This window comes from Enterococcus lactis, assembly GCF_015751045.1.
Taxonomy (GTDB): Bacteria; Bacillota; Bacilli; order Lactobacillales; family Enterococcaceae; genus Enterococcus_B; species Enterococcus_B lactis.
The window spans coordinates 1-21373 of record NZ_BNJW01000008.1 but is presented as its reverse complement, the minus strand read 5'-3'; the positions used below and the strand labels follow the sequence as shown (position 1 = coordinate 21373).

Here is a 21373-nt window from a genome sequence, read left to right as displayed (position 1 = left end):
AAATGGAACGGACGATTCCCAAAAACAACATTTCGCTAAAAGCGAGGGTACAAAAATTAGGCAGTACCTTATCAAGCATGGTCATGCCAAACATTGGAGCACTGATTGCTTGGGGTGTGTTAACGGCTTTATTTATCCCAGATGGTTATTTGCCAAATGAAGCTTTTGCTACCATGGTAAGCCCGATGCTAACTTATCTGATTCCTTTATTGATCGGCTATACTGGCGGAAAAGTAATTGCTGGTGACCGCGGATCAGTTGTGGGAGCAATTGCAACGATGGGCGTGATTGTCGGAACAGATATTCCAATGATGCTAGGTGCGATGATTATGGGACCTCTTGGTGGATATGCCATCAAGAAATTTGATCAGCTGTTCCAAAAACGGATCAAATCCGGTTTTGAAATGTTGGTCAATAATTTTTCAGCAGGTCTTATCGGTTTTGGATTAGCGTTATTAGGTTTTTCTGCGATTGGTCCAGTTGTCGATGCATTGACTCAAGCAATGGCAAAAGGTGTAGAGATCATTTTATCTGCCCATTTGATTCCATTGACAAGTATTTTTATTGAACCAGCAAAAATCTTATTTTTGAATAATGCAATCAATCATGGGATTTTGACACCATTAGGAACTGAACAAGTAGCAGATGCAGGAAAATCTATTCTATTCTTGCTTGAAGCAAATCCTGGTCCAGGACTTGGCGTATTACTTGCTTTTACTTTGTTTGGCAAAGGAGCAGCAAAATCTTCAGCACCAGGTGCTATGATCATTCACTTTTTAGGTGGTATCCATGAAATCTATTTTCCTTACGTCATGATGAAACCGTTATTATTCTTATCAGTTATAGGCGGAGGAATGTCAGGAAGTTTCATTTTCCAATTGATGGATGCTGGACTAAGAGCACCAGCTTCTCCAGGATCAATCATTGCGATTCTAGCAATGACACCGTTCAATTCTTACCTTCCTGTTATTTTGGGCGTGATTGTTGCCGCAGCTGTTTCATTCGGTATTTCTGCAGTGATTTTGAAAGCGGATGCGAAAGATACAAATGAAGACTTTGAAAAGTCTGTGCAAGAGACAAAAGCAGCTAAACAAGCATCTAAAGGTGCCCAAGGTATTCCTCAAGGAACTGCGCTATCTGGCGTACAAAAAATCATTTTTGCTTGTGATGCAGGGATGGGATCAAGTGCGATGGGCGCTTCGATCTTGAGAAAAAAAGTACAGGAAGCAGACTTGCCTCAAACGGTGACTAACCAAGCAATCAGCCAACTGACAGATGACTCGAATACATTGATCGTTACTCAGGTCGAACTACAAGAAAGAGCAAAACAAAAAGCACCGAACGCGCGTTTTGTCTCAGTAGAAAACTTTTTGAATTCACCTCGATATGATGAAATCATTCAAGAATTGAGTAGCAAACAGGAACCATCAGCTTCTGAAACTAAGAACGAGCCAACAGAAGAGTTTCTTTCAGCAAACATCAAACAAATCAAAGAGATCCTACTTGTCCACGATGATCGTTCGGGGTCGGCAACAATGGGGATGACCGTGCTCAAAGATATATTAGACAAGAACCATTTAACTATCCCGTTACGAAAAGTAAACATCCAGGAGTTAAAAGGGGAACCTGATTCACTGATCGTAGCCAAAGAAAGTTTAGCAGAAAAAGCACGGATGGCTGCGCCTCAATCCATTCATTTATCGGTCAATAGCATGGTCAACCCACAAAAATTTGAATCGATTGCACAATATTTGAAACAGACAGCTTAAGGGAGGAAAACAGCATGCAAAGTTTGCCATTCGACATGATCGAGCTCAATCGATCATTTAAAACCAAAGAAGAAGCGATCCGCTATTGCGGTCAGAAGCTTGTAGAAGCAGGATGCGTTGATGAGGAATATATCGATGCCATGGTAGAAAGAGACAACATGTTATCTGTTTACATGGGGAATTTTATCGCGATTCCTCATGGAACAGATGAAGCAAAAAAATATGTGAAAAAATCCGGCATCTGTGTCGTACAGGTGCCAGACGGTGTCAATTTTGGTACGGAAGAAGAAGAAAAGATTGCGACTGTTTTGTTCGGTATAGCAGGAGTCGGCGATGAACATCTGCAGCTTGTACAGCAAATCGCACTTTATTGCAGTGATATGGACAATGTTGTCCAACTAGCAGATGCGCTCAGCAAAGAAGAAGTAACGGAAAATCTAGCAATTGCTTAAGGAGAGAGAAAAATGAGAGCAGTACATTTTGGTGCAGGAAATATCGGTCGAGGATTTATTGGAGAAGTTTTGGCAGCTAATGGATTTGAGATTACTTTCGTAGATGTGAATCACACGATCATTGATGCTTTAAATGAAAGAAAGGAATACGAAATCGAATTAGCAGATGAATCAAAAGAAAGAATCACTGTAAAAAATGTCAAAGGAATCAACAATCAAACAAATCCAGAAAAAGTAATCCAAGAAATCGCTGAAGCAGATTTAGTCACTACCGCCATTGGCCCGAATATCTTACCTTTTATTGCCGAGTTGATTGCAAAAGGGATCCAAGAAAGAGAAATGGAAGGAAACACAACACCTTTAGATATCATTGCCTGTGAAAACATGATTGGCGGTTCAGCATTTCTAGAAAAAGAAGTGTATAAATATCTTCCAGAAACATCATTTACTGACAAATATATCGGCTTTCCAAATGCAGCAGTCGATCGAATCGTCCCATTACAACACCATGAAGATCCTTTATTCGTCCAAGTAGAACCTTTCAAGGAATGGGTCATTGACGATAGCCAAAGAAAAAATAAAGAAATCCAATTAAAAGGGGTTTTATATGTAGATGATCTAGAACCATATATCGAACGCAAATTATTTAGTGTCAATACTGGTCATGCGACTGTCGCTTATACAGGTGCCTTGTTAGGTTACCAGACCATTGATGAAGCAATGCAAGATGCGTTAGTTGTGGCACAATTAAAATCAGTTCTGCAGGAAACAGGAAGTTTGCTGATTGCCAAATGGGGGTTTGATGCAGAGCAGCATCATGCGTATATTGAAAAAATCATCCATCGCTTCCAAAACAAATATATCTCTGATGCGATCACACGTGTCGCTCGGACACCATTACGTAAGCTAGGTTATCAAGAACGGTTTACACGGCCAGTGAGAGAACTGCAAGAACATAACTTGACTTGTCCACATTTGACGGCAACAATGGGTATTATTTTTAATTACTATGATCCTGAAGATGAACAAAGCCGTCAACTGCATGAAATGAAGATCCATGAAAACTTGGAACAATTGATCCAAGAAGTCACAGGAATCAATGATCCGAAAACAATTGGGAATATCAAGCAAAACGTGAACCGTTATGCCAAGCAAGTCGCTTAAAATAGGATACGAAAAAGGGGAATATGACGCAATTTTTGTCACATTCCCCTTTTTCGAATAACTAGGCTGTTTGTCCTTCAAGATAGGGCAGGTCCAACTCTTTACCGTAACGTTGTTCTAAAGCTAGGCGGATCAAGCGAGCTGCTAATTTCTCATTTCTTGCAAGGATAGGTCCATGGAAATAAGAACCGAAGACATTTCGGTAAATGACACCTTCGGATTGATCTTCCCCATTGTTCCCTTGACCTTGTACCACTTTCCCCAAAGGCCGTTCACCTTCACCTAAGAAAGTCCGACCATTGTGGTTTTCAAATCCATAATAAGTTTCATTGAATTCTTCATTATGGATGACAATGTCACCGATAAACCGGTTATTTTCCTGACTTAATGTGTAGTGATCCAGGGCACTGATACCTTGGATCTTTTCTCCGTTGGCTCCCATGTAGTAGTGACCTAGCAACTGATAACCACCGCAAATGGCTAACATGACACCATCATTTTCGATATAGTTGATCAAAGAATCTTTCTTTTTCTGGATGTCTTTTGAAATGATCAGTTGCTCAAAGTCTTGACCACCACCAAAGAAAACCAAGTCATATTTATCAGCATCAAAAGGTTCATGTATACTAACGATCTCCGTATGGCAAGAAACCCCCATTTTTTCTGCTACATATTTCAACATCAAAAGGTTTCCGTTATCACCATATGTGTTCATCAAATTTCCATAAAGGTGGGCGATATTGAGTTCATAATTAGCCATGATTCATTCCTCCTTTGATAAATCCTTGAGCCGCTAGTTCTTTACGTAGCTGCAATACAGCAGTGTAAGTAGCTAAGATATAGACATGTTCAGTTGGCAATTCTTTGATTTTTTCGATTACTTCTGGTAATTCTTTTGTTTCGGTCAATTTATTTTCTGGAATCCCGGCAACTTTCAGACGTAAAGTCATATCTGTATGACGGTCTCCTCCAGAAATAACGGCTGGGATATCCATATCGGCAAAGTTTTCAAAATTACCATCCCAAATCCAGCTGACATCGATTCCGTCTGCGTAATTGGCATTCAATAAAGCCACTAAAGAAAATGGATAAGGAGCTAGACCAATCATATCGATTACTTGATTGATGCCTACAGGATTTTTGACAAGTACTAATGTACATTTCTTTCCATTGATATTGATGACTTCTTGTCGGCCGAACACTTTCTCGTCATATCCTAAACCTTGTTTGATTTTATCAGGATCGACATTGAAGTACTCCGCCACTGCAGTAGCTGCTAAAGCGTTGTAGACGTTATACATACCACCAACTTCGATTCCATATTCATGACCATCGATCACAAAATCTGCTGAAACATTGTCCATCCGTACCATATCAGTCAAACGGTAATCCAGTTCAGGACGTTTGAAGTCACAATTTGGACAGTAATATTTTCCTAAGTTTGCATAAGTGATCATTTTATAATGCAGGATGTGATGACAATTTGGACACAAGACACCGTCTGTATTGTAATGCGCCATTTGTTCACGATCTTCTTCATGATCAAAGCCATAATATTTTCTAGGATTAACTGTTTCGATCGAATTGAAGATCGGTGAATCACCGTTACTGATAATCGTTGCATTTGGTGACTTTGCGGCACCGTCTACAATCATTTTATAGGTCGTATAAATTTCTCCATACCGATCCATTTGATCACGGAAAATATTTGTAAATAAAAATAGTTCTGGTTTCATGTATTCTGTGACTTTGCTCAAACTTGCTTCATCTATTTCTAGGACAGCAAATTTTTTCTGTCCTTTTTTTGGTTTTGCCTGCAAGAAAGTCGATACAATTCCTTGTACCATATTCGCACCAGTAGGATTGGTTAGAACTTCATCGAATTGCTGGCGCAAAATATTGACTGTTAAAGCGGTAGTCAATGTTTTACCATTTGTTCCGGTAACAACGACGACTTGGTAGTCTTTTGCCAAGCTATCCAATATATGTGGATCGACTTTCAGCGCTAGTTTACCTGGTAAACTTGATCCGCCTTTAAAAAAAGTTTTTAATGCCCATTGCGACGTTTTCCCAACTGCAATCGCAAAATGACTGCGTATTCCCATTATGTAACCTCCAAAAACGATTTGCTGACGAATAAATTCAACTAATCATACCATATGTTGAAAAAAAGGTTAAATTGCTTTTCTTATTCTTAAGAAAAGGTTACGGCTGAAAGTGCATGAAATCGGACAAAACCGCATGATTTAACAAAAAAACAGCTTGAAACAAAATGATTGTTTCAAGCTGCTGTGATTTTATTACTCCTCATCGGTCTTTTCATTATTAACCAATAATGATTTTCTCACTTGGATATTCATAGCCCAGATCTCGGGTTTCTTTTGGTACGAACAGCATCAATGTATACAGCATTCCAATCCGCCCAATAAACATCAGGGCAGCAATCGTGATTTTCCCTACAACAGACAAGTCGCCGGTAATCCCTAAGGACAAACCAGTTGTTCCAAAAGCAGAAGTTACTTCGACGATGATCGAGATCAGTGTTTGTTCCTCTGTAGCAGATAAAAAAACGATACAAAAGAAACACATACCAAGAGAAAGCATAAAGACAACGACTGACTTTCGCACATCATCTTGTTCGATTCTTCGTCCAAAAATATTGATATTATCCTCACTCTTGAGGAAGGAGTATAGATACAAACCGATGATCGCTACAGTAGTTGTTCGAATCCCGCCTCCTACAGAACTAGGACTGCATCCGATAAACATCAGTAAAGAAAAAATAATCAGTGTCGTGATCTGAAAATCACCCAAATCGTGAATCTGGAGACCGGCATTACGAGTCGTAATCGAATAAAACATCGAATTGATCCATTTGACACTCATACTGGAATCTTGGAATAAATGGTCCTTTTCCAATAGATAAATTAAGATAGTTCCCGAAACGAACAAGATGACAAAAGCCAACACAGCTAATTTGGTAAACAAGGAAAAACGAAATGGAAGCTTTGCACTGGAACGTTTATATAACAGCCACTCCCGGCACTCCATCAATACAGGAAAACCAATTCCGCCGACAAAAATCAAAAACATGATCAGAATCAAGAAAAAATAGTCATGTGCAAAGGGCTTGATGGAATCCCCAGTGACGTCAAATCCAGAGTTCGTGACAGCCGATATCGCCTGATAAAAACCATAAAAAACGGCATCACGCCAACGATCAAAATAGCCTCTATAATAAAAATAAATAGAAAAGAATGTCCCAAAAAGTAATTGAAACCAGATTAAAATAGCAAAAGTGATCCGAATCAGTCGGACGATACCAGACAAACGCGGTTGATTCATATCCGTCATGATCAGCTGCCGCTGTTTCAATGTGATTCGTCGTTTAGAAAAAATGACAAAAGCAGTAGAAATCATCATGATCCCCAAACCACCAACTTGAAATAATATTTCCAGCAGTATAATGCCGTTATCATTGAACACAGAATTGATATCAAAAGTCGATAGTCCAGTCACACTCACTGTACTGATTGCCATGAACAGCATGTCCACAAAAGAAACATGGCTATCTGGTTCGCGAAAAATCGGCAGATAAAATAGAACGAGTGATAAGACCGTCATCAATATATAATAAAAAACGATGATTTGGATCGATGAGAAATGATTGGCAGCAAACTTTTGTCCTCGCCGCTGCAGCCTTTGAAAGAATAAATCAACATGCACAGTACTATCCTCCTGACAATAGTCGTTTCTACCAGTATACAAGGGGAATCAGGAATACTCAAAGAAATTATTGAACAGATAACAATACAGCTTTCGATTAAAATAGAAATGGCTTATAATAAAGCAAATCCTAGAAAAAAGAAGGAGGAGGAATAACAAATTGATCAATGCCCAACAAATCGTAGAAAAAATGAAAAATCAAAAAATAAATTATGATACAGTTCTGAAAAAAATGATCATGCAATGGGAGAAAGAAGAAGTAAAGCCTAAGATATTAATACATACATGCTGTGCTCCTTGCAGTACGCACACGTTGGAATTCATGTCTCAATATGCAGATATCACGTTATTTTTTTCAAATTCGAATATCCATCCTAAAAGTGAGTATTTGCGGAGATTACATGAACAAAAACGATTTGTAGACCAATTTAATGAGAAAACTGACCATCATGTAGCGCTGATTGTTGATGAATACCGTCCAAGTGAATTCACCAAAATGGTTTTAACAAACCATCTTGAAGACGAAAAAGAAGGTGGTGCTCGCTGCAGTGCATGCTTCAATATGCGATTAGATCTTGTTGCGCAAAAAGCGCAAGAACTAGGATACGATTACTTTGGAAGTGCCCTGACGATCTCACCAAAGAAAAATGCAGCCTTGATCAATCAAATCGGAATGGATATCCAAAAGATTTACGGGACACAATATTTGCCAAGTGATTTCAAGAAAAACAAAGGCTATGAACGCTCTTTGCAAATGTGCAAAGAGTATGATATCTATCGCCAATGTTATTGTGGTTGCGTGTTCGCTGCCAAGCAACAAGGATGTGATCTGAAAAAAATCAATCGGGAAGCAAAAGCTTACGTAAAAACATCGACCGTAGTTTTTGATGAAAATTAAAGAAATCTTTCGGAAAAACGTAAGAAAAAAATAAAGAATTTATGGTAGAAATAAGGTAGACTGTATAATTTGTCCGTAGTAAAGTAAGGAAACAAGAATAAATTTCAATGAAGGAAGAGATAAGATGCGAAAAGTAGCACCTATTTTGAAGCCAATCGCTGTATTAACAATCTCGACGATTGTCGCGACTACTACAGGTATTGTGAATAGTTCCAGCTACCGTGCACCAAGTTCAAGTTCTAGTACTGTAGAAGAAACAACACCAACTACTTCAGTCTCGACATCTGAACCAACAACAACGGAAAGTTTGAATGAAACCACTACGACAAGTACATGGGACGATACAACAACTAGTTCGTCGTATGATGAGACATATACAACTGACAGCTCAAGCGAAACAAGTAATACGGTACCAGATGGCACTCCATCGGATTCAACCAATCCAAGTACAAGTCCGGATACAAGTGCTAGCTCCGAAACGATACCAAGCAGTACGACTGTAGATGATAACACGCAAAATGATGATGCAGCACGTACAGCACAGCAAAACCAAGATTCAGGAAATACCCAAACGTATAACCAGCAAGCAGGTGATTCTCAATGACATTTTTACTAGACCTTATCAACGGGGTGCATAAATTCCTTGGCTATTTAGACATCAGTCCTAAATATCTTAACCGTGGATATACGATTTTAAGTGTGATCCCCACGCTTTATTTATTGAGAATTGTTTATGGACTTTGGCAAAACCAAAACTATCTTCAATTTTTCTTATATGGACTTGCATTTCTAGTGCTTGTTTATTTTACTGTTTTAAATGTATTTTATTACTTTTTAGATAAAAACACGAAAGCCGATGTCACGCAGCTTTTTGTGAAGTATTTGCCTGACGAAGCGTTCAACATCCAGACAGAAGAAACGATCAATAATGGAAATTCGATCGATAAAGTGAATACACAAGAGGTCATGGTTTCGTATGATGAAGATTACCAATTGAAATTAGCCGAGAATATGCGGTATTTGATTGGAAATGGTGAGATCAAAACAAATGAACTCGGTCGCATGGATGGATTTTTGGTCGATAGAAATACGTTGTATCCTTATTACTATGTCAAGAAAACAGGCGAGAAAGAGTATGTTCTAAATATTGGACGAGGCTACTCGGACATGGAAAAAGTAGGGACCATTCGACTGAGCTCAACAGAAGACACATTGGAACCTGTCGGATTGTTCATCGTTGGCGGTGATTTTGTCAAAGACGGGTTGCGTTATCATGAGCCTTATCGCCTGAAATTAATTGCAAAAAAAGCACAATCACAAGAAGAACAAGTTGTTTATAGTCGAAGCCAAAGAAGAAGACATTCATAAGGGGATGTGACATGACTTTTGTCGTGTCCCTTTTTTATATAACGAGAAAAATAGAACGAACACGTCACTTATTCTTTCCTTTCATTTATAAACATTGTAGAATAAAGAGAGTACAACGAAATATCGTAAAAAAATGTAATAAATAACGAGGAAATATAAGTAGGAGGTAAGCTGTGAAAGAATTTTTGAAAAATTGGGGGATCCTGATCCTTGTATTAGCGGCTATTTTATTAGCTAGAGTGTACGTGTTTACACCAGTCACTGTAAACGGACATTCGATGGACCCTACATTAAGTGATGGACAACGACTGATTTCATCTAAAATCTCGAACTATGAACGAATGGATATCATTACTACGAAGGAACCAGGGGATGAAGAACGAATGATCGTTAAACGAATCATTGGTATGCCTGGGGACACAGTCAAGATGGAAAATGACCAATTGACCATTAATGGCAAAAAGTATGATGAGCCTTATCTAGATAAGTTCAAAAAAGAATTTTCAGAAGATAAGTTACAAGGAGAGTATGCTTATAGTTCAGGGTTCCAAGCACAAGCAGAAAGCGCCTCTACCTTTACGAGCGATTTTGAATATACTGTGCCGAAAGGAAAGTATCTTGTTCTGGGGGATAACCGTTTGATTTCAAAAGACAGCCGAATGTTTGGGTTAGTCGACAAAGATATGATCCAAGGCAAAGTTGTTTTCCGCTACTGGCCTCTTTCAGAAATCAAAATCATTTGATGAAAAAATAAAAAGAAGAGGTTGTGACAGAAGTGGTCAGCTTCAAGAAATAAGAAGCTGCTTTTGGAACACCGTTTAAACGAAAAAAGAAGCTGTGACATATTTTTGTCACAGCTTCTTTTTAAGCTTTTTGGCTGATGGATAAGAAAAGCGACGCATGTTTATTCATGAATAGCTTTTCTCCACGATGAAAAGTATGACTAGCAGTAGAGACAAAGCCAGTTTTTTTCAATCGATCGTTCAATTCTTCTTGAATAAAACCATTATGGACTTTCGGATGACTGATTTGTTCATTCTTGTCAAAATCTACAATAATCAGTTGACCGCCAGGAGCTAAAAGTTCGAAAAGTTTCATGAGAATAGTCTCTGTATCAGGAATGTGCAAAAGTACGAGTGATAGAAGGATCACATCTGCTTGGACAGCAGGAAATTCGACAGAGGCATCAGCGTGGATCGTGCGGACATTTTTCAGATCTGCTGCTTGGATCTTTTCTTCTGCCATTTTCAACATAGTTTCTGAAGCATCGGCAATGATCAGTTCTTTGAATCTTTCCGCAAGCGGTAAACTCACAAGCCCAGTTCCGCCTCCGTAATCCAGCAGGACTTTTTGGTGGCTGTCGCGCGGTAGATAAGTAGCTAGTTCTTCGCGAATAATCTTGGCTAATGCTTGACGGTCAGGGGAATCATAATGGTTAGCGATGGAATCAAAAATATTTTTTGTCATCAAATAGCTCCTTACATAAAACTTTGGAATTTTAACTTATTATAGCACGTGAAAAGAAAGAAAACATGCTATACTCAATTCAAAAAGAAAGTATTTAGCGGATGTACTTATTTTTATAACTCCTAAGAATTTTCAAGGACAGAAATTTTTCCAGAAAGATGAGAGAAATGGATCGCCTTATTTAGTTCTTGTCAAAAAGTTGGAACAAAAGTAAGCAAGGGATTTGAACGATAATCTGTGCTTGATGAAAATTCTCACTGTAAAAAATGTTGAAAATCAAGTATAATACCATAGGAACAAACTGGAAGGTGAAAAAGAGCATGGCACAACTATTTTTTAAGTATGGCGCAATGAATAGCGGCAAGACGATCGAGATCCTAAAAGTCGCTCATAATTATGAAGAACAAAACAAACCAGTTGTCTTGATGACAAGCGGTATTGATACAAGAGATGGTTTAGGCGTTGTTTCAAGCCGAATCGGACTGAAACGTGAAGCAATGCCGATATTTGAAGAAACAGACGTATTTGACGTGATTCAGAACATGGAAAGCAAACCCTATTGTGTGCTGATCGATGAAGCGCAGTTCTTAAAAAAGAAACATGTCATTGCTTTTACGAGAATCGTGGATGAATTGGATATTCCGGTTATGGCGTTTGGTTTGAAAAATGATTTTCGAAACGAGTTATTTGAAGGATCAAAATATTTATTGCTTTACGCAGACAAGATTGAAGAAATGAAAACGATCTGTTGGTTCTGCCACAAAAAAGCAATCATGAATTTACATTATATTGATGGGAAACCTGTTTATGAAGGCGATCAAGTGCAAATTGGCGGAAATGAAGCTTATTACCCCGTTTGTCGAAAACATTACTTTCATCCATCAATGATTACAGAAGGAGAATAAGCATGTACGATCAATTACAATCAATTGAAGACCGTTATGAAGAGCTTGGAGAACTTTTAAGTGACCCAGAAGTGATTTCTGATACAAAGCGCTTTATGCAGCTTTCAAAAGAAGAAGCAAACACGCGCGAAACAGTCGAAGTTTATCGTCGTTATAAAGAAGTAGTCCAAGGAATCACCGATACAGAAGAACTGCTTGGTGAAAAACTGGATGATGAAATGGCTGAATTAGCAAAAGAAGAATTATACGAGTTAAAAAAAGAAAAAGAAGTCTTAGAAGAAAAAATCAAGATCCTGCTTTTACCAAAAGATCCAAATGACGATAAAAATATCATCATGGAAATCCGTGGAGCAGCAGGTGGAGACGAAGCAGCCTTATTCGCGGGTGATCTTTTCAATATGTACCAAAAGTATGCTGAAGCGCAAGGTTGGAAAACAGAAGTGATGGAAGCGAACGTTACCGGAATCGGTGGATACAAAGAAGTGATCATGATGATTACCGGAGAGAATGTTTATTCGAAATTAAAATATGAAAGTGGTGCACACCGTGTCCAACGTGTTCCTTCAACTGAATCGCAAGGGCGTATCCATACTTCCACAGCAACAGTTGTCGTGATGCCAGAAGCTGAAGAAGTAGAGATCGATATTGAAGACAAAGATATCCGCACAGATATCTATCATGCTTCAGGTGCTGGCGGACAGCACGTCAATAAAACAGCATCTGCTGTACGTTTGACTCACTTACCAACAGGGATCGTCGTTGCTATGCAGGATGAACGTTCTCAGATCAAGAATCGTGAAAAAGCAATGAAAATCTTGCGTGCTCGTGTGTATGATAAGATCCAACAAGAAGCACAAAGTGAATATGATGCCAATCGAAAATCAGCAGTCGGAACTGGGGATCGTTCAGAACGGATTCGGACATATAATTTCCCGCAAAATCGCGTGACTGATCACCGTATCGGATTAACTATCCAAAAATTAGATCAGATTTTAGCAGGGAAATTAGATGAAATCGTTGATGCATTGATCATGTATGATCAAACATCAAAACTGGAAGCTATGCAAAATGGGTAAAATGACCTATCGAGAAGTCCTGTCACGGGCTTCTTCTTTTTTAGAGGATCATGGAAAAGAAGCATACAGTATCCAATTTTTATTTTTGGAACGGAAACAATGGAAAAAACTTGATTGGCTCCTTCATATGAACGAAGAGATTTCAGAAGAAGAACAACATTTGATCGAAACAGATCTGCGACTTCTGCTTGCAGATCATCCGCCTCAGTATTTGCTAGGATATGCAGATTTTTATGATCATCGGTTGAAGGTAACCGAAGCAACACTGATTCCTCGACCAGAAACAGAAGAGTTAGTGGAGTGGTGTTTAGACGAGACGCCTGATGTACCATTGGAAGTGATAGATATTGGGACAGGTACTGGGGCGATTGCTATTAGTTTGAAAGCAGCAAGAAAAAATTGGCATGTATCTGCCGTAGATCTTTCTGAAGAAGCGTTAGAAGTCGCGAAAGAAAATGCTCAGCACGAAGGAACGAAAATCAGTTTTTACCATGGGAATACATTGGAACCAGTACAGGATCGGCGATTTGATGTGATTATTTCTAATCCGCCGTATATCAGTCGGAATGAATGGGAACTGATGGATGAAAGTGTCCGGTCATTCGAACCTAAGATGGCCCTTTTTGCGGAGAACGATGGATTAGCTGTTTATGAAAAAATAGCAGTTGAAGCACCAAGCGTACTAAAACCAAATGGAACGATTTTTTTAGAAATCGGATTTCGCCAAGGTGAAGCAGTAAAAAAAATATTTCAGCAAGCATTTCCAGATAAAAAAGTAGCGATAAAAAAGGATCTTTTTGGTAATGAACGAATGATCCAAGTCTACAGTTGAAGTTGTGGATGAAAAAATTTTTATTTGTTTTTTTATTATAAAAAAACACTAATTTGACAAGGATGTAAACGACTTTTTGGCTTATCAACAAGTTTATCCACTATTGATAAATGGATTATCCACAGACAGTGGAAAACTTGAGGATAAAGTTGGATAAAACAAGAATGTATGAAAAAGGGGTTGTGGATAAACTGTGGAAACGAAACGTTATGATGAAACTGAATTAAAAGAGGCAGCCAAAGCACTGAAAGCAGGAGAACTTGTTGCTTTTCCTACTGAAACAGTGTATGGATTGGGCGCCAATGCTCTATTGCCCAATACTGTCAAGAAAGTGTTTTCTGTAAAAGGAAGACCTCAAGACAATCCATTGATCGTCCATGTCGCCTCTTTTGAACAAGTAAAAGAGTATGTGGACAACTTTCATCCAGAAGCAGAGAAGATTGTGAAGAACTTCTGGCCTGGACCACTAACTTTGATATTTAAAATCAAAAAAGACACCTTGCCCTCAGTTGTAACAGGAGGATTATCCACAGCTGCATTTCGTATGCCGGATAACAAAAAAACACTAGAAGTAATCGAACTTTCAGGGGTTCCGCTTGTCGGTCCAAGTGCAAATACGTCGGGAAAACCAAGTCCGACAACTGCAGATCATGTATTCCATGATCTACAAGGAAAAATTACCGGGATCATTGAGGATGGAGCTACGCGAATTGGTGTAGAATCCACTGTTCTTGATTTAAGTAATCCAACAGCCATGCCTATGATCTTACGACCAGGTGCAGTAACGAAAGAACAAATCGAAGCAGTTATCGGATCTCCTGTTGCTGTTGATCAGCATCTTGTAAAAGAAAATGAAACACCAAAAGCGCCTGGGATGAAATACAAACACTACTCACCCGATACACGTGTTCTGATGGTCAGAGATGGCGATTGGTCAATTGCAGTTCAATGGGCAAAAAATAAGAAGATCCGTGCAGGTGTCATAGCAAGCCCCGAAATTGCGGATCAAGTGCGGACAGATACTGCAGCTGTTTATATGTATAACGACAACTCAGTAGAAGCGGCGGCTAAAGGATTGTTTGCAGGTCTAAGAGGATTAGATGAACCAACACTTGGATTAGATTTGATTTTTGTACAAGTATATCCAGAAACTGGATTGGGGAATGCTTATATGAATCGCTTGAAAAAAGCAGCTGGGCAAAATTATTTTGAAAAATGATCAATTGGTTATTGCCGCATTCTTTTAGTATGATACAATGCTATCAAGTAAATCTTCTATCAGTGAACGAAAAACGAAGTGTAAATAGAAGAGATACGAATATTTGGCAATTTGTTTTTGATGGGAAAAATAAAATTGTAGGAAAATAAAAAGGAGCTGTTGTTTGTGGTAGATTACAAAACGTTTGACCCTGATCTTTGGGCTGCGATCGCCAAAGAAGAAGAAAGACAAGAACATAATTTGGAGCTGATTGCCTCTGAAAACTTTGTCTCCGAAGCAGTGATGGCTGCGCAAGGAAGTATTTTGACAAATAAATACGCAGAAGGTTATCCAGGGCATCGCTATTATGGTGGATGTGAATTTGTCGACATCGTTGAAAATTTAGCGATTGACCGTGCAAAAGAATTATTCGGAGCAAAATTTGCGAACGTCCAACCTCACTCCGGCTCTCAAGCCAACACGGCTGCTTATCTCGCTTTGGTAGAACCAGGGGACACGATCTTAGGAATGGATCTTTCCGCAGGCGGACATCTAACACATGGATCACCAGTCAACTTCAGTGGCAAAACCTATCACTTTGTTGCTTACGGTGTTGATCCGACAACAGAAGTTATTGATTATAATGTGGTACGTATTTTAGCTAGAAAACATCAACCAAAATTGATTGTAGCAGGTGCCAGTGCTTACGGACGAACGATCGACTTTGCGAAATTCAGAGAAATTGCAGATGAAGTAGGCGCAAAACTGATGGTAGATATGGCACATATCGCAGGATTAGTAGCAGCAGGACTTCATCCTAATCCAGTTCCTTATGCAGATATCACAACGACTACCACTCACAAAACATTGCGCGGACCTCGAGGCGGCATGATTTTGACAAACGATGAAGCATTAGCGAAAAAAATCAATAGTGCGGTCTTCCCAGGTATTCAAGGCGGACCTCTAGAGCATGTGATTGCTGGGAAGGCAGCGGCATTCAAAGAAGCACTAGATCCTGCATTTAAAGAATATAGTGAACAAATCATTGCCAATGCAAAAGCAATGGTCAAAGTATTCAATCAAGCAATCGGAACAAGAGTCATTTCAGGAGCGACAGATAATCATCTGATGCTGATCGATGTTCGTGAGTTAGGTATAAATGGAAAAGAAGCAGAGAGTATTTTGGACAGTGTGAATATCACGGTAAATAAAAACTCGATTCCTTTTGAAACACTAAGTCCATTCAAAACAAGCGGCATCCGAATCGGTACACCAGCAATCACTACTCGCGGATTCAAAGAAGAAGATGCTGTAAAAGTGGCTGAATTAGTTGTCAAAGCATTACAAGCAAAAGGCGACAATGCTCAACTAGACGAAGTCAAAACAGGTGTACGCGAATTAACTGAAAAATTTCCATTGCACAAAAAATAAAAATTTAAATTCCATATAAAACAGAAAAGTTCAATGCTGGACTTTTCTGCTTATTTTTTTGGAGAAAACGGATTCTTTGACAATATCGATGATGCTCTCTAGTATATGAGGTGTAATTTTAGTCTTCACATTAAATCTCAGGGAGGAAAAGTCATGACTGATCGTATCTCGTTAGAAAAGGAAGCCATAGCATTCAGTGATGCAAATGCACCTCATCCGCGAATCTATGAACTAGCACCGGAAGAAGGAAGAGCATTACTGGAAGAAGTACAAGAATCACCTGTGAACAAATATTCCGTTGATATTGAAGACTTGATGGTAGATACTGGCGAATGGGGAAAAATCAATATTCGTTTTGTACGACCAGAAGGAAATATAGATAAATTACCAGTTATTTTTTATATCCATGGAGCTGGTTGGGTCTTTGGCAGTGCTCAAACCCATGATAAATTGATCAGAGAACTTTCGGTCCGCACGAATTCTGTCGTTGTCTTTCCAGAATATAGTCGATCACCTGAAGCGAAATATCCAACAGCAATTGAACAAGATTATGCTGTGTTGCAACAGCTGAATAAATTAGCCAAGTCAAAAAATCTGGATCTCGAGAATCTAATTGTTGCAGGAGATTCAGTAGGTGGTAATATGGCTACAGTCATGACGATCTTAACAAAAGAACGAAAAGGGCTCCCAATATCTAAACAATTGCTGTATTATCCAGTTACCAACGCTGATTTTGATACAGATACCTATCATGAATTCGGAGAAAACTATTTTTTGACGAGAGATGGAATGAGATGGTTTTGGGATCAATATACGACGAATGAAGAAGAACGTGCTGAAATCACAGCTTCGCCTTTGAGAGCAGAACTGAATGAACTAAAAGATCTACCTCCAGCAATGATTCTGACAGGAGAAGCGGATGTATTAAGAGAGGAAGGCGAGGCTTATGCACGCAAACTTCGTGATGCAGGGGTTCCTGTTACACAAGTACGCTTCCAAGGAATCATCCATGATTTCGTCATGGTAAATGCTATGGATCAAACAAAGGCAGCGCGTGCAGCAATGGCATTATCTACTTCTTGGATCATGGAAAAAGAATAAGCTTTGCTTGTCAGCAGGAAAACTTCTTTTCAAAAAAGGATTTTCTTAGGAAAAATGGCGAGTTTGACTAGTCAATCACTTGATTTTGTTTTACAATTAAAAAGAAACGACAGAACAAAGGAGAGCTTAAAAAATGGGCAAATTTCAAGTGATCGATCATCCATTGATTCAACACAAACTAACTATTATTCGGGACAAAAACTGCGGAACAAAGGTTTTTCGTGAAGTAGTCGATGAAATCGCTATGTTGATGGCATATGAAGTATCACGGGATATGCCGTTGGAAGACATCGTGATCGAAACACCGATCACTGAAACAACACAAAAAACGTTGTCCGGTAAAAAAGTAGCGATTATTCCAATCTTGCGTGCAGGTATCGGAATGGTTGATGGTATCTTGGAATTGATTCCAGCTGCTAAAGTGGGCCATATCGGTCTTTATCGAGATGAAGAAACATTTGAGCCACATGAATATTTCGTCAAACTTCCAGAAGACATTGATGCACGTCAGTTGTTTGTAGTAGATCCAATGTTGGCAACAGGCGGATCAGCAATCATGGCAATCGATGCATTGAAAGAACGTGGCGCGTCGAACATCAAATTCGTTTGTTTGGTAGCAGCACCTGAGGGAGTAAAAGCTTTGCAAGAAGCGCATCCTGATATTGATATCTATACAGCTTCTCTAGATGAAAAATTGAATGAACATGGTTATATCGTTCCTGGACTAGGGGATGCGGGTGACCGTTTGTTTGGTACAAAATAAGTGAAAATGAAAAAGGATGTGACACAACTTTTGTCACATCCTTTTTTGGTCATTTTTAATGTTTGAGGCAGAGCAGCTTTTTCACAGCTTTCGTTTGTATATAAAAAAACCATCCCAAAAATGCAGAGATGGTCAAATTCAAATCTTTTTAAGTTCTTTGTAGTTAACGATTACTACACCCTTGCTTTGCGTCATCAAGTTCGCATTTTCTGCAGTTTCATCAATCTCAACAACAGCGGAATTTTTCAATTGTTTTGAAATCGTTCCAGTTTGCGGCTTGCCGTGAATCGTGAACATTACGTGAGTATTGATCTTGAATTTTTCACCAATTTCCGATGGTACGATAGTTGTATCAAATTTTCCAAAAGTTGCCATTTTCATAAAACCTGCCTTTCACATCAATTATACCACGTTTTATGAAAAATATCATGAAATTAAACTAATTTTCCATCGAACTCTTTACAATCAGCCAAATAGAGTATATAATTTCTTTTGGATAAGGCCAGCTTAGCTCAGTTGGTAGAGCAACGCACTCGTAACGCGTAGGTCGTAGGTTCGATCCCTATAGCTGGCATAAAGCAAAAGACAGATACCCTGATCGGGTATCTGTCTTTTTTATTTATGTCTGTGTGATTTAAAAACCATTAAAAATAGCGTATACTTTGTTTATAGAATGTAGTGGGGAGAAATATATTTCTGGGAGGAAATCGTGATGTCTAAAAGTGAAGAAATAGAAAACATGGTACTAAAATTATATGATCTCGTTTTAAATCCAGAGATCAATGAAAAGGAACGTATACTTCTGATAGAAGCAAAAACAGGCTTAGAAAAAGGTCAGTATTATCCTAAAGTCATGAATAATTTGGAACGTAGTTTACGTCCGTTAGCAATCAAGGGAGAATTGTCTAAACCAGTCTCACCGTTTTATATGGAGATATCAACAATAGGAAAATTTGAAAAAGAATTAGGTCGAGGAATGGCTTCGGCACCGATTACTTTTGGGCATTTATAAAAATGGATTATTCATCTCAATGAATTAAAAAGTAGCGTCAATCACAGAATACAGGCTAGGTTCGTTTATTTGAACAAAGTCTGTATTTTTTATATTGTGTTTTATTCTTTATTTAACATAAAAACAGCTGTTATAAAATAATAATGCTAATTAAAAGAATATTTTATGCAACTATAGTTATTTATGCACGTTGCATTTTTGTAAGTTAAAAATTGGAAATATAGATTGAAAAAATGAAAGCAATAAGTAAAATAAAATGAATATATGCGAAAAAATAATTTGCATTAGGAAAAACCTTGTAAAAACAGTTTTTTGGCATATTTATTTTTTATAAATATTTGTAAAATAACTATCAATTTTTTAGTTAAAAGATTGGAAATGAGTGGGGGAGGAATTGAAGAAAGGATTTTTGAGAGATGATATGGTAGGTTTTATTTTTAGTTAAAATAGGGGAGATAGAAAAAATGAAAAAGTGTAGAAATATTATTTTATCAATGTTATTTATTATTACTAATATAACATCACTGATTCCTGTTCATGTCTATGCGGATGCAGGCAGAGATATCAGCAGTAATGTCACTTCGTTGACCGTGGATCCAACGAATATTACAGATGGAGGAAACATAAAAGTAAAATTCTCGTTTGACGAAAAAAAACAAGACATCCAGCCAGGTGATTATCTTTGGATCAATTGGCCAAGTGAAGGAAATATTCGCGGTGAAGGATTTCAAAAAGAAATCCCATTAATGATTGAAAATAAAAATGTTGGAACTTTAACGGTCAGAAAAGATTCTGCACATGTTGTATTTAATGAAAATATTAAAAACATAGACTCAGTAGAAGGTTAGGGGCAATTTGAGATACAGGCCAGAAACGTAACCGATACTGGTGAAGAAAATACGGGGCCATTCACCGTGACGAGCGGTGACAAAACGGCTACTGTAAATGTGACAAAGCCAGCTTCTGGTTCTTCTTCTAGCGTTTTTTATTATAAAACAGGAGACATGCTTCCTGAAGATACTGAGCACATTCGATGGTTTTTGAATATTAACAATAACGGCACTTACGTTGAACAACCAGTTAAAATCAGTGATGAAATCCAAAGTGGACAAAGATTAGATCCAAGTACGTTTGAAATTAATCAAATACACTTAGGTGAACAGAAAGTTTACAGAGGAGAAGAGGGAATCCAACAATTTTTACAAGATTTCCCCGGTGCTACATTTGATTTTTCAGTAAATGATAATTACATTGAAATAACTATACCAAAAAACTTTGTCAATCTTAGAACAATAATGGTGAGTTATAAGACGATCATAGAAGAACCAGAACAAACAAGTTTTGAGAATCATTCGAAAGCTTGGTTTAAAGAAGTTAATAAACCTGCTGTTGATGGAGAAAGTTTCAATCATACAGTTAAAAATATTTCAGCTTCTGGTGGAGTCAACGGTACAGTTAGAGGCGAATTGAAGATTTTCAAATATATCAATGGCACAGAGATTGGTATCCCAAATGTGACTTTCGAATTAAGACGAGCAGATGAACAGCCTATTCAAGGACAGTCTAGTATCCTGTTGACTTCGAATGAACAGGGAGAAGTTAGTATCAAAGGTCTGCAAGTAGGAGATTATGTTGTAAAAGAAAAAGAAGCACCCAATTGGATTGATTTTGATCCACTAAGTTCAAATGAACTCAAATTCTCCATAAACGAAAATGATACAGAGGGAGTCAGTTTACCTGTTTATAACAAGAAAAAGGTTACGAACATCACAGCAACTAAAATTTGGAACGGTGGAACCACTCCCAGACCAAGTATTTATTTCAAATTATTCAGAGCAAGTACAAACAATTGGGAACCAGTTCCTGATGCAGAAACAAAACGATTAGACAATGGAATAACTTCAGTGACTTGGGAAGATATCCAACAGTATGATGATAGCGGAAACGAATATACGTTTAAAGTGCAAGAAGTAGACCAAAACGGAAATGATTACGTCCCTTCAGGTTATCAAAAAATTGAAAACGGGCTAGTCGTTACCAATGAGAATAAAGAAGTCATTTCAGTCTCAGGACAAAAAACATGGGAAGACAATGAGAATCAAGACGGCAAACGACCGACAACAATCACAGTGAATCTATTAGCCGACGGTCAACCGATCCAACACAAAGAAGTCAGTGAAAAAGATGATTGGCGCTATCGTTTCACAAATC

20 protein-coding genes, 1 tRNA gene and 1 pseudogene are annotated in these 21373 nt (G+C 38.3%); 17 read left to right on the top strand and 5 right to left on the bottom strand.

Features of this window, described 5'->3' with window-relative positions; genetic code table 11:
- Positions 1-2 precede the first annotated feature (2 nt).
- The 3 genes from KFO35_RS05710 to KFO35_RS05700 are packed head-to-tail and all read left to right on the top strand — an operon-like array spanning position 3 to position 3385.
- Positions 3-1769, top strand: coding sequence for a PTS mannitol transporter subunit IIBC (locus KFO35_RS05710; RefSeq protein ID WP_002291496.1), 1767 nt, complete (start codon positions 3-5; stop codon positions 1767-1769).
- Between the two features lie 14 nt (positions 1770-1783).
- On the top strand, positions 1784-2221 hold the full coding sequence (locus KFO35_RS05705; protein ID WP_002291499.1) for a PTS mannitol transporter subunit IIA: 438 nt from the start codon (positions 1784-1786) through the stop codon (positions 2219-2221).
- A 12-nt stretch (positions 2222-2233) separates the two neighbouring features.
- Positions 2234-3385, top strand: a complete 1152-nt coding sequence (locus KFO35_RS05700; RefSeq protein ID WP_002315737.1) for a mannitol-1-phosphate 5-dehydrogenase — start codon at positions 2234-2236, stop codon at positions 3383-3385.
- Positions 3386-3446: 61 nt separating this feature from the next.
- Here the strand turns inward: KFO35_RS05700 and KFO35_RS05695 are convergent, their stop codons facing one another.
- The 3 genes from KFO35_RS05695 to KFO35_RS05685 all read right to left on the bottom strand — a co-directional run bounded on the left by KFO35_RS05695 (position 3447) and on the right by KFO35_RS05685 (position 7111).
- Positions 3447-4145: a type 1 glutamine amidotransferase gene (locus KFO35_RS05695; RefSeq protein WP_002315738.1), complete on the bottom strand. Its 699-nt coding sequence runs from the start codon at positions 4143-4145 to the stop codon at positions 3447-3449.
- Entirely contained in the window at positions 4138-5490 is a 1353-nt protein-coding gene (locus KFO35_RS05690; RefSeq protein WP_002310102.1) for a Mur ligase family protein, read from the bottom strand. The genes KFO35_RS05695 and KFO35_RS05690 overlap by 8 nt, the downstream gene beginning before the upstream one ends.
- A 220-nt stretch (positions 5491-5710) precedes the next feature.
- Positions 5711-7111, bottom strand: a complete 1401-nt coding sequence (locus KFO35_RS05685; protein WP_070703963.1) for a TrkH family potassium uptake protein — start codon at positions 7109-7111, stop codon at positions 5711-5713.
- A gap of 160 nt (positions 7112-7271) precedes the next feature.
- Between KFO35_RS05685 and KFO35_RS05680 the strand changes: the two genes are divergently transcribed.
- From KFO35_RS05680 to lepB, 4 genes are all read left to right on the top strand, one after another.
- Positions 7272-8009, top strand: a complete 738-nt coding sequence (locus tag KFO35_RS05680; protein ID WP_002315740.1) for an epoxyqueuosine reductase QueH — start codon at positions 7272-7274, stop codon at positions 8007-8009.
- 124 nt (positions 8010-8133) lie between these two features.
- Positions 8134-8613: a hypothetical protein gene (locus KFO35_RS05675; protein WP_002294107.1), complete on the top strand. Its 480-nt coding sequence runs from the start codon at positions 8134-8136 to the stop codon at positions 8611-8613.
- Positions 8610-9377, top strand: coding sequence for a DUF6681 family protein (locus tag KFO35_RS05670; RefSeq protein WP_156271974.1), 768 nt, complete (start codon positions 8610-8612; stop codon positions 9375-9377). The genes KFO35_RS05675 and KFO35_RS05670 overlap by 4 nt, the downstream gene beginning before the upstream one ends.
- Positions 9378-9550: 173 nt before the next feature.
- Entirely contained in the window at positions 9551-10120 is a 570-nt protein-coding gene (gene lepB / locus KFO35_RS05665; RefSeq protein WP_002316795.1) for a signal peptidase I, read from the top strand.
- A gap of 121 nt (positions 10121-10241) precedes the next feature.
- Here lepB and KFO35_RS05660 read toward each other — a convergent pair whose 3' ends face one another.
- A complete protein-coding gene (locus KFO35_RS05660; protein WP_002315741.1) occupies positions 10242-10844 on the bottom strand; it encodes a class I SAM-dependent methyltransferase in 603 nt (200 codons plus the stop codon).
- A 320-nt stretch (positions 10845-11164) separates the two neighbouring features.
- On the opposite strand from KFO35_RS05660, the gene KFO35_RS05655 reads away from it, so the two are divergent.
- From KFO35_RS05655 to upp, 7 genes are all read left to right on the top strand, one after another.
- Positions 11165-11749, top strand: a complete 585-nt coding sequence (locus tag KFO35_RS05655; protein WP_002291517.1) for a thymidine kinase — start codon at positions 11165-11167, stop codon at positions 11747-11749.
- A gap of 2 nt (positions 11750-11751) precedes the next feature.
- On the top strand, positions 11752-12825 hold the full coding sequence (prfA, locus tag KFO35_RS05650; protein ID WP_156271976.1) for a peptide chain release factor 1: 1074 nt from the start codon (positions 11752-11754) through the stop codon (positions 12823-12825).
- Positions 12818-13657: a peptide chain release factor N(5)-glutamine methyltransferase gene (gene prmC, locus KFO35_RS05645; protein ID WP_156271978.1), complete on the top strand. Its 840-nt coding sequence runs from the start codon at positions 12818-12820 to the stop codon at positions 13655-13657. Before prfA ends, prmC begins: the two co-directional genes overlap by 8 nt.
- Positions 13658-13850: 193 nt before the next feature.
- A complete protein-coding gene (locus KFO35_RS05640; RefSeq protein ID WP_025477320.1) occupies positions 13851-14876 on the top strand; it encodes an L-threonylcarbamoyladenylate synthase in 1026 nt (341 codons plus the stop codon).
- 165 nt (positions 14877-15041) lie between these two features.
- Positions 15042-16286: a serine hydroxymethyltransferase gene (glyA, locus tag KFO35_RS05635; RefSeq protein ID WP_002291533.1), complete on the top strand. Its 1245-nt coding sequence runs from the start codon at positions 15042-15044 to the stop codon at positions 16284-16286.
- Between the two features lie 153 nt (positions 16287-16439).
- Positions 16440-17387, top strand: a complete 948-nt coding sequence (locus tag KFO35_RS05630) for an alpha/beta hydrolase (RefSeq protein ID WP_156271980.1) — start codon at positions 16440-16442, stop codon at positions 17385-17387.
- 133 nt (positions 17388-17520) lie between these two features.
- Positions 17521-18150 (top strand): uracil phosphoribosyltransferase, encoded by a 630-nt coding sequence (gene upp / locus KFO35_RS05625; protein WP_002291540.1) that lies wholly within the window; start codon positions 17521-17523, stop codon positions 18148-18150.
- Between the two features lie 138 nt (positions 18151-18288).
- Here the strand turns inward: upp and KFO35_RS05620 are convergent, their stop codons facing one another.
- Positions 18289-18531 carry a hypothetical protein gene (locus tag KFO35_RS05620; protein WP_002291542.1) on the bottom strand — a complete coding sequence of 81 codons (243 nt, stop codon included), beginning with the start codon at positions 18529-18531 and terminating at the stop codon, positions 18289-18291.
- A 120-nt stretch (positions 18532-18651) separates the two neighbouring features.
- Between KFO35_RS05620 and KFO35_RS05615 the strand changes: the two genes are divergently transcribed.
- From KFO35_RS05615 to acm, 3 genes and pseudogenes are all read left to right on the top strand, one after another.
- Positions 18652-18724, top strand: a tRNA-Thr gene (locus KFO35_RS05615).
- A 138-nt stretch (positions 18725-18862) separates the two neighbouring features.
- A complete protein-coding gene (locus tag KFO35_RS05610) occupies positions 18863-19162 on the top strand; it encodes a bacteriocin immunity family protein (protein ID WP_002291543.1) in 300 nt (99 codons plus the stop codon).
- Between the two features lie 464 nt (positions 19163-19626).
- Positions 19627-21373 (top strand): annotated as a pseudogene (gene acm, locus KFO35_RS05605) (collagen-binding MSCRAMM adhesin Acm); the annotation flags it as partial.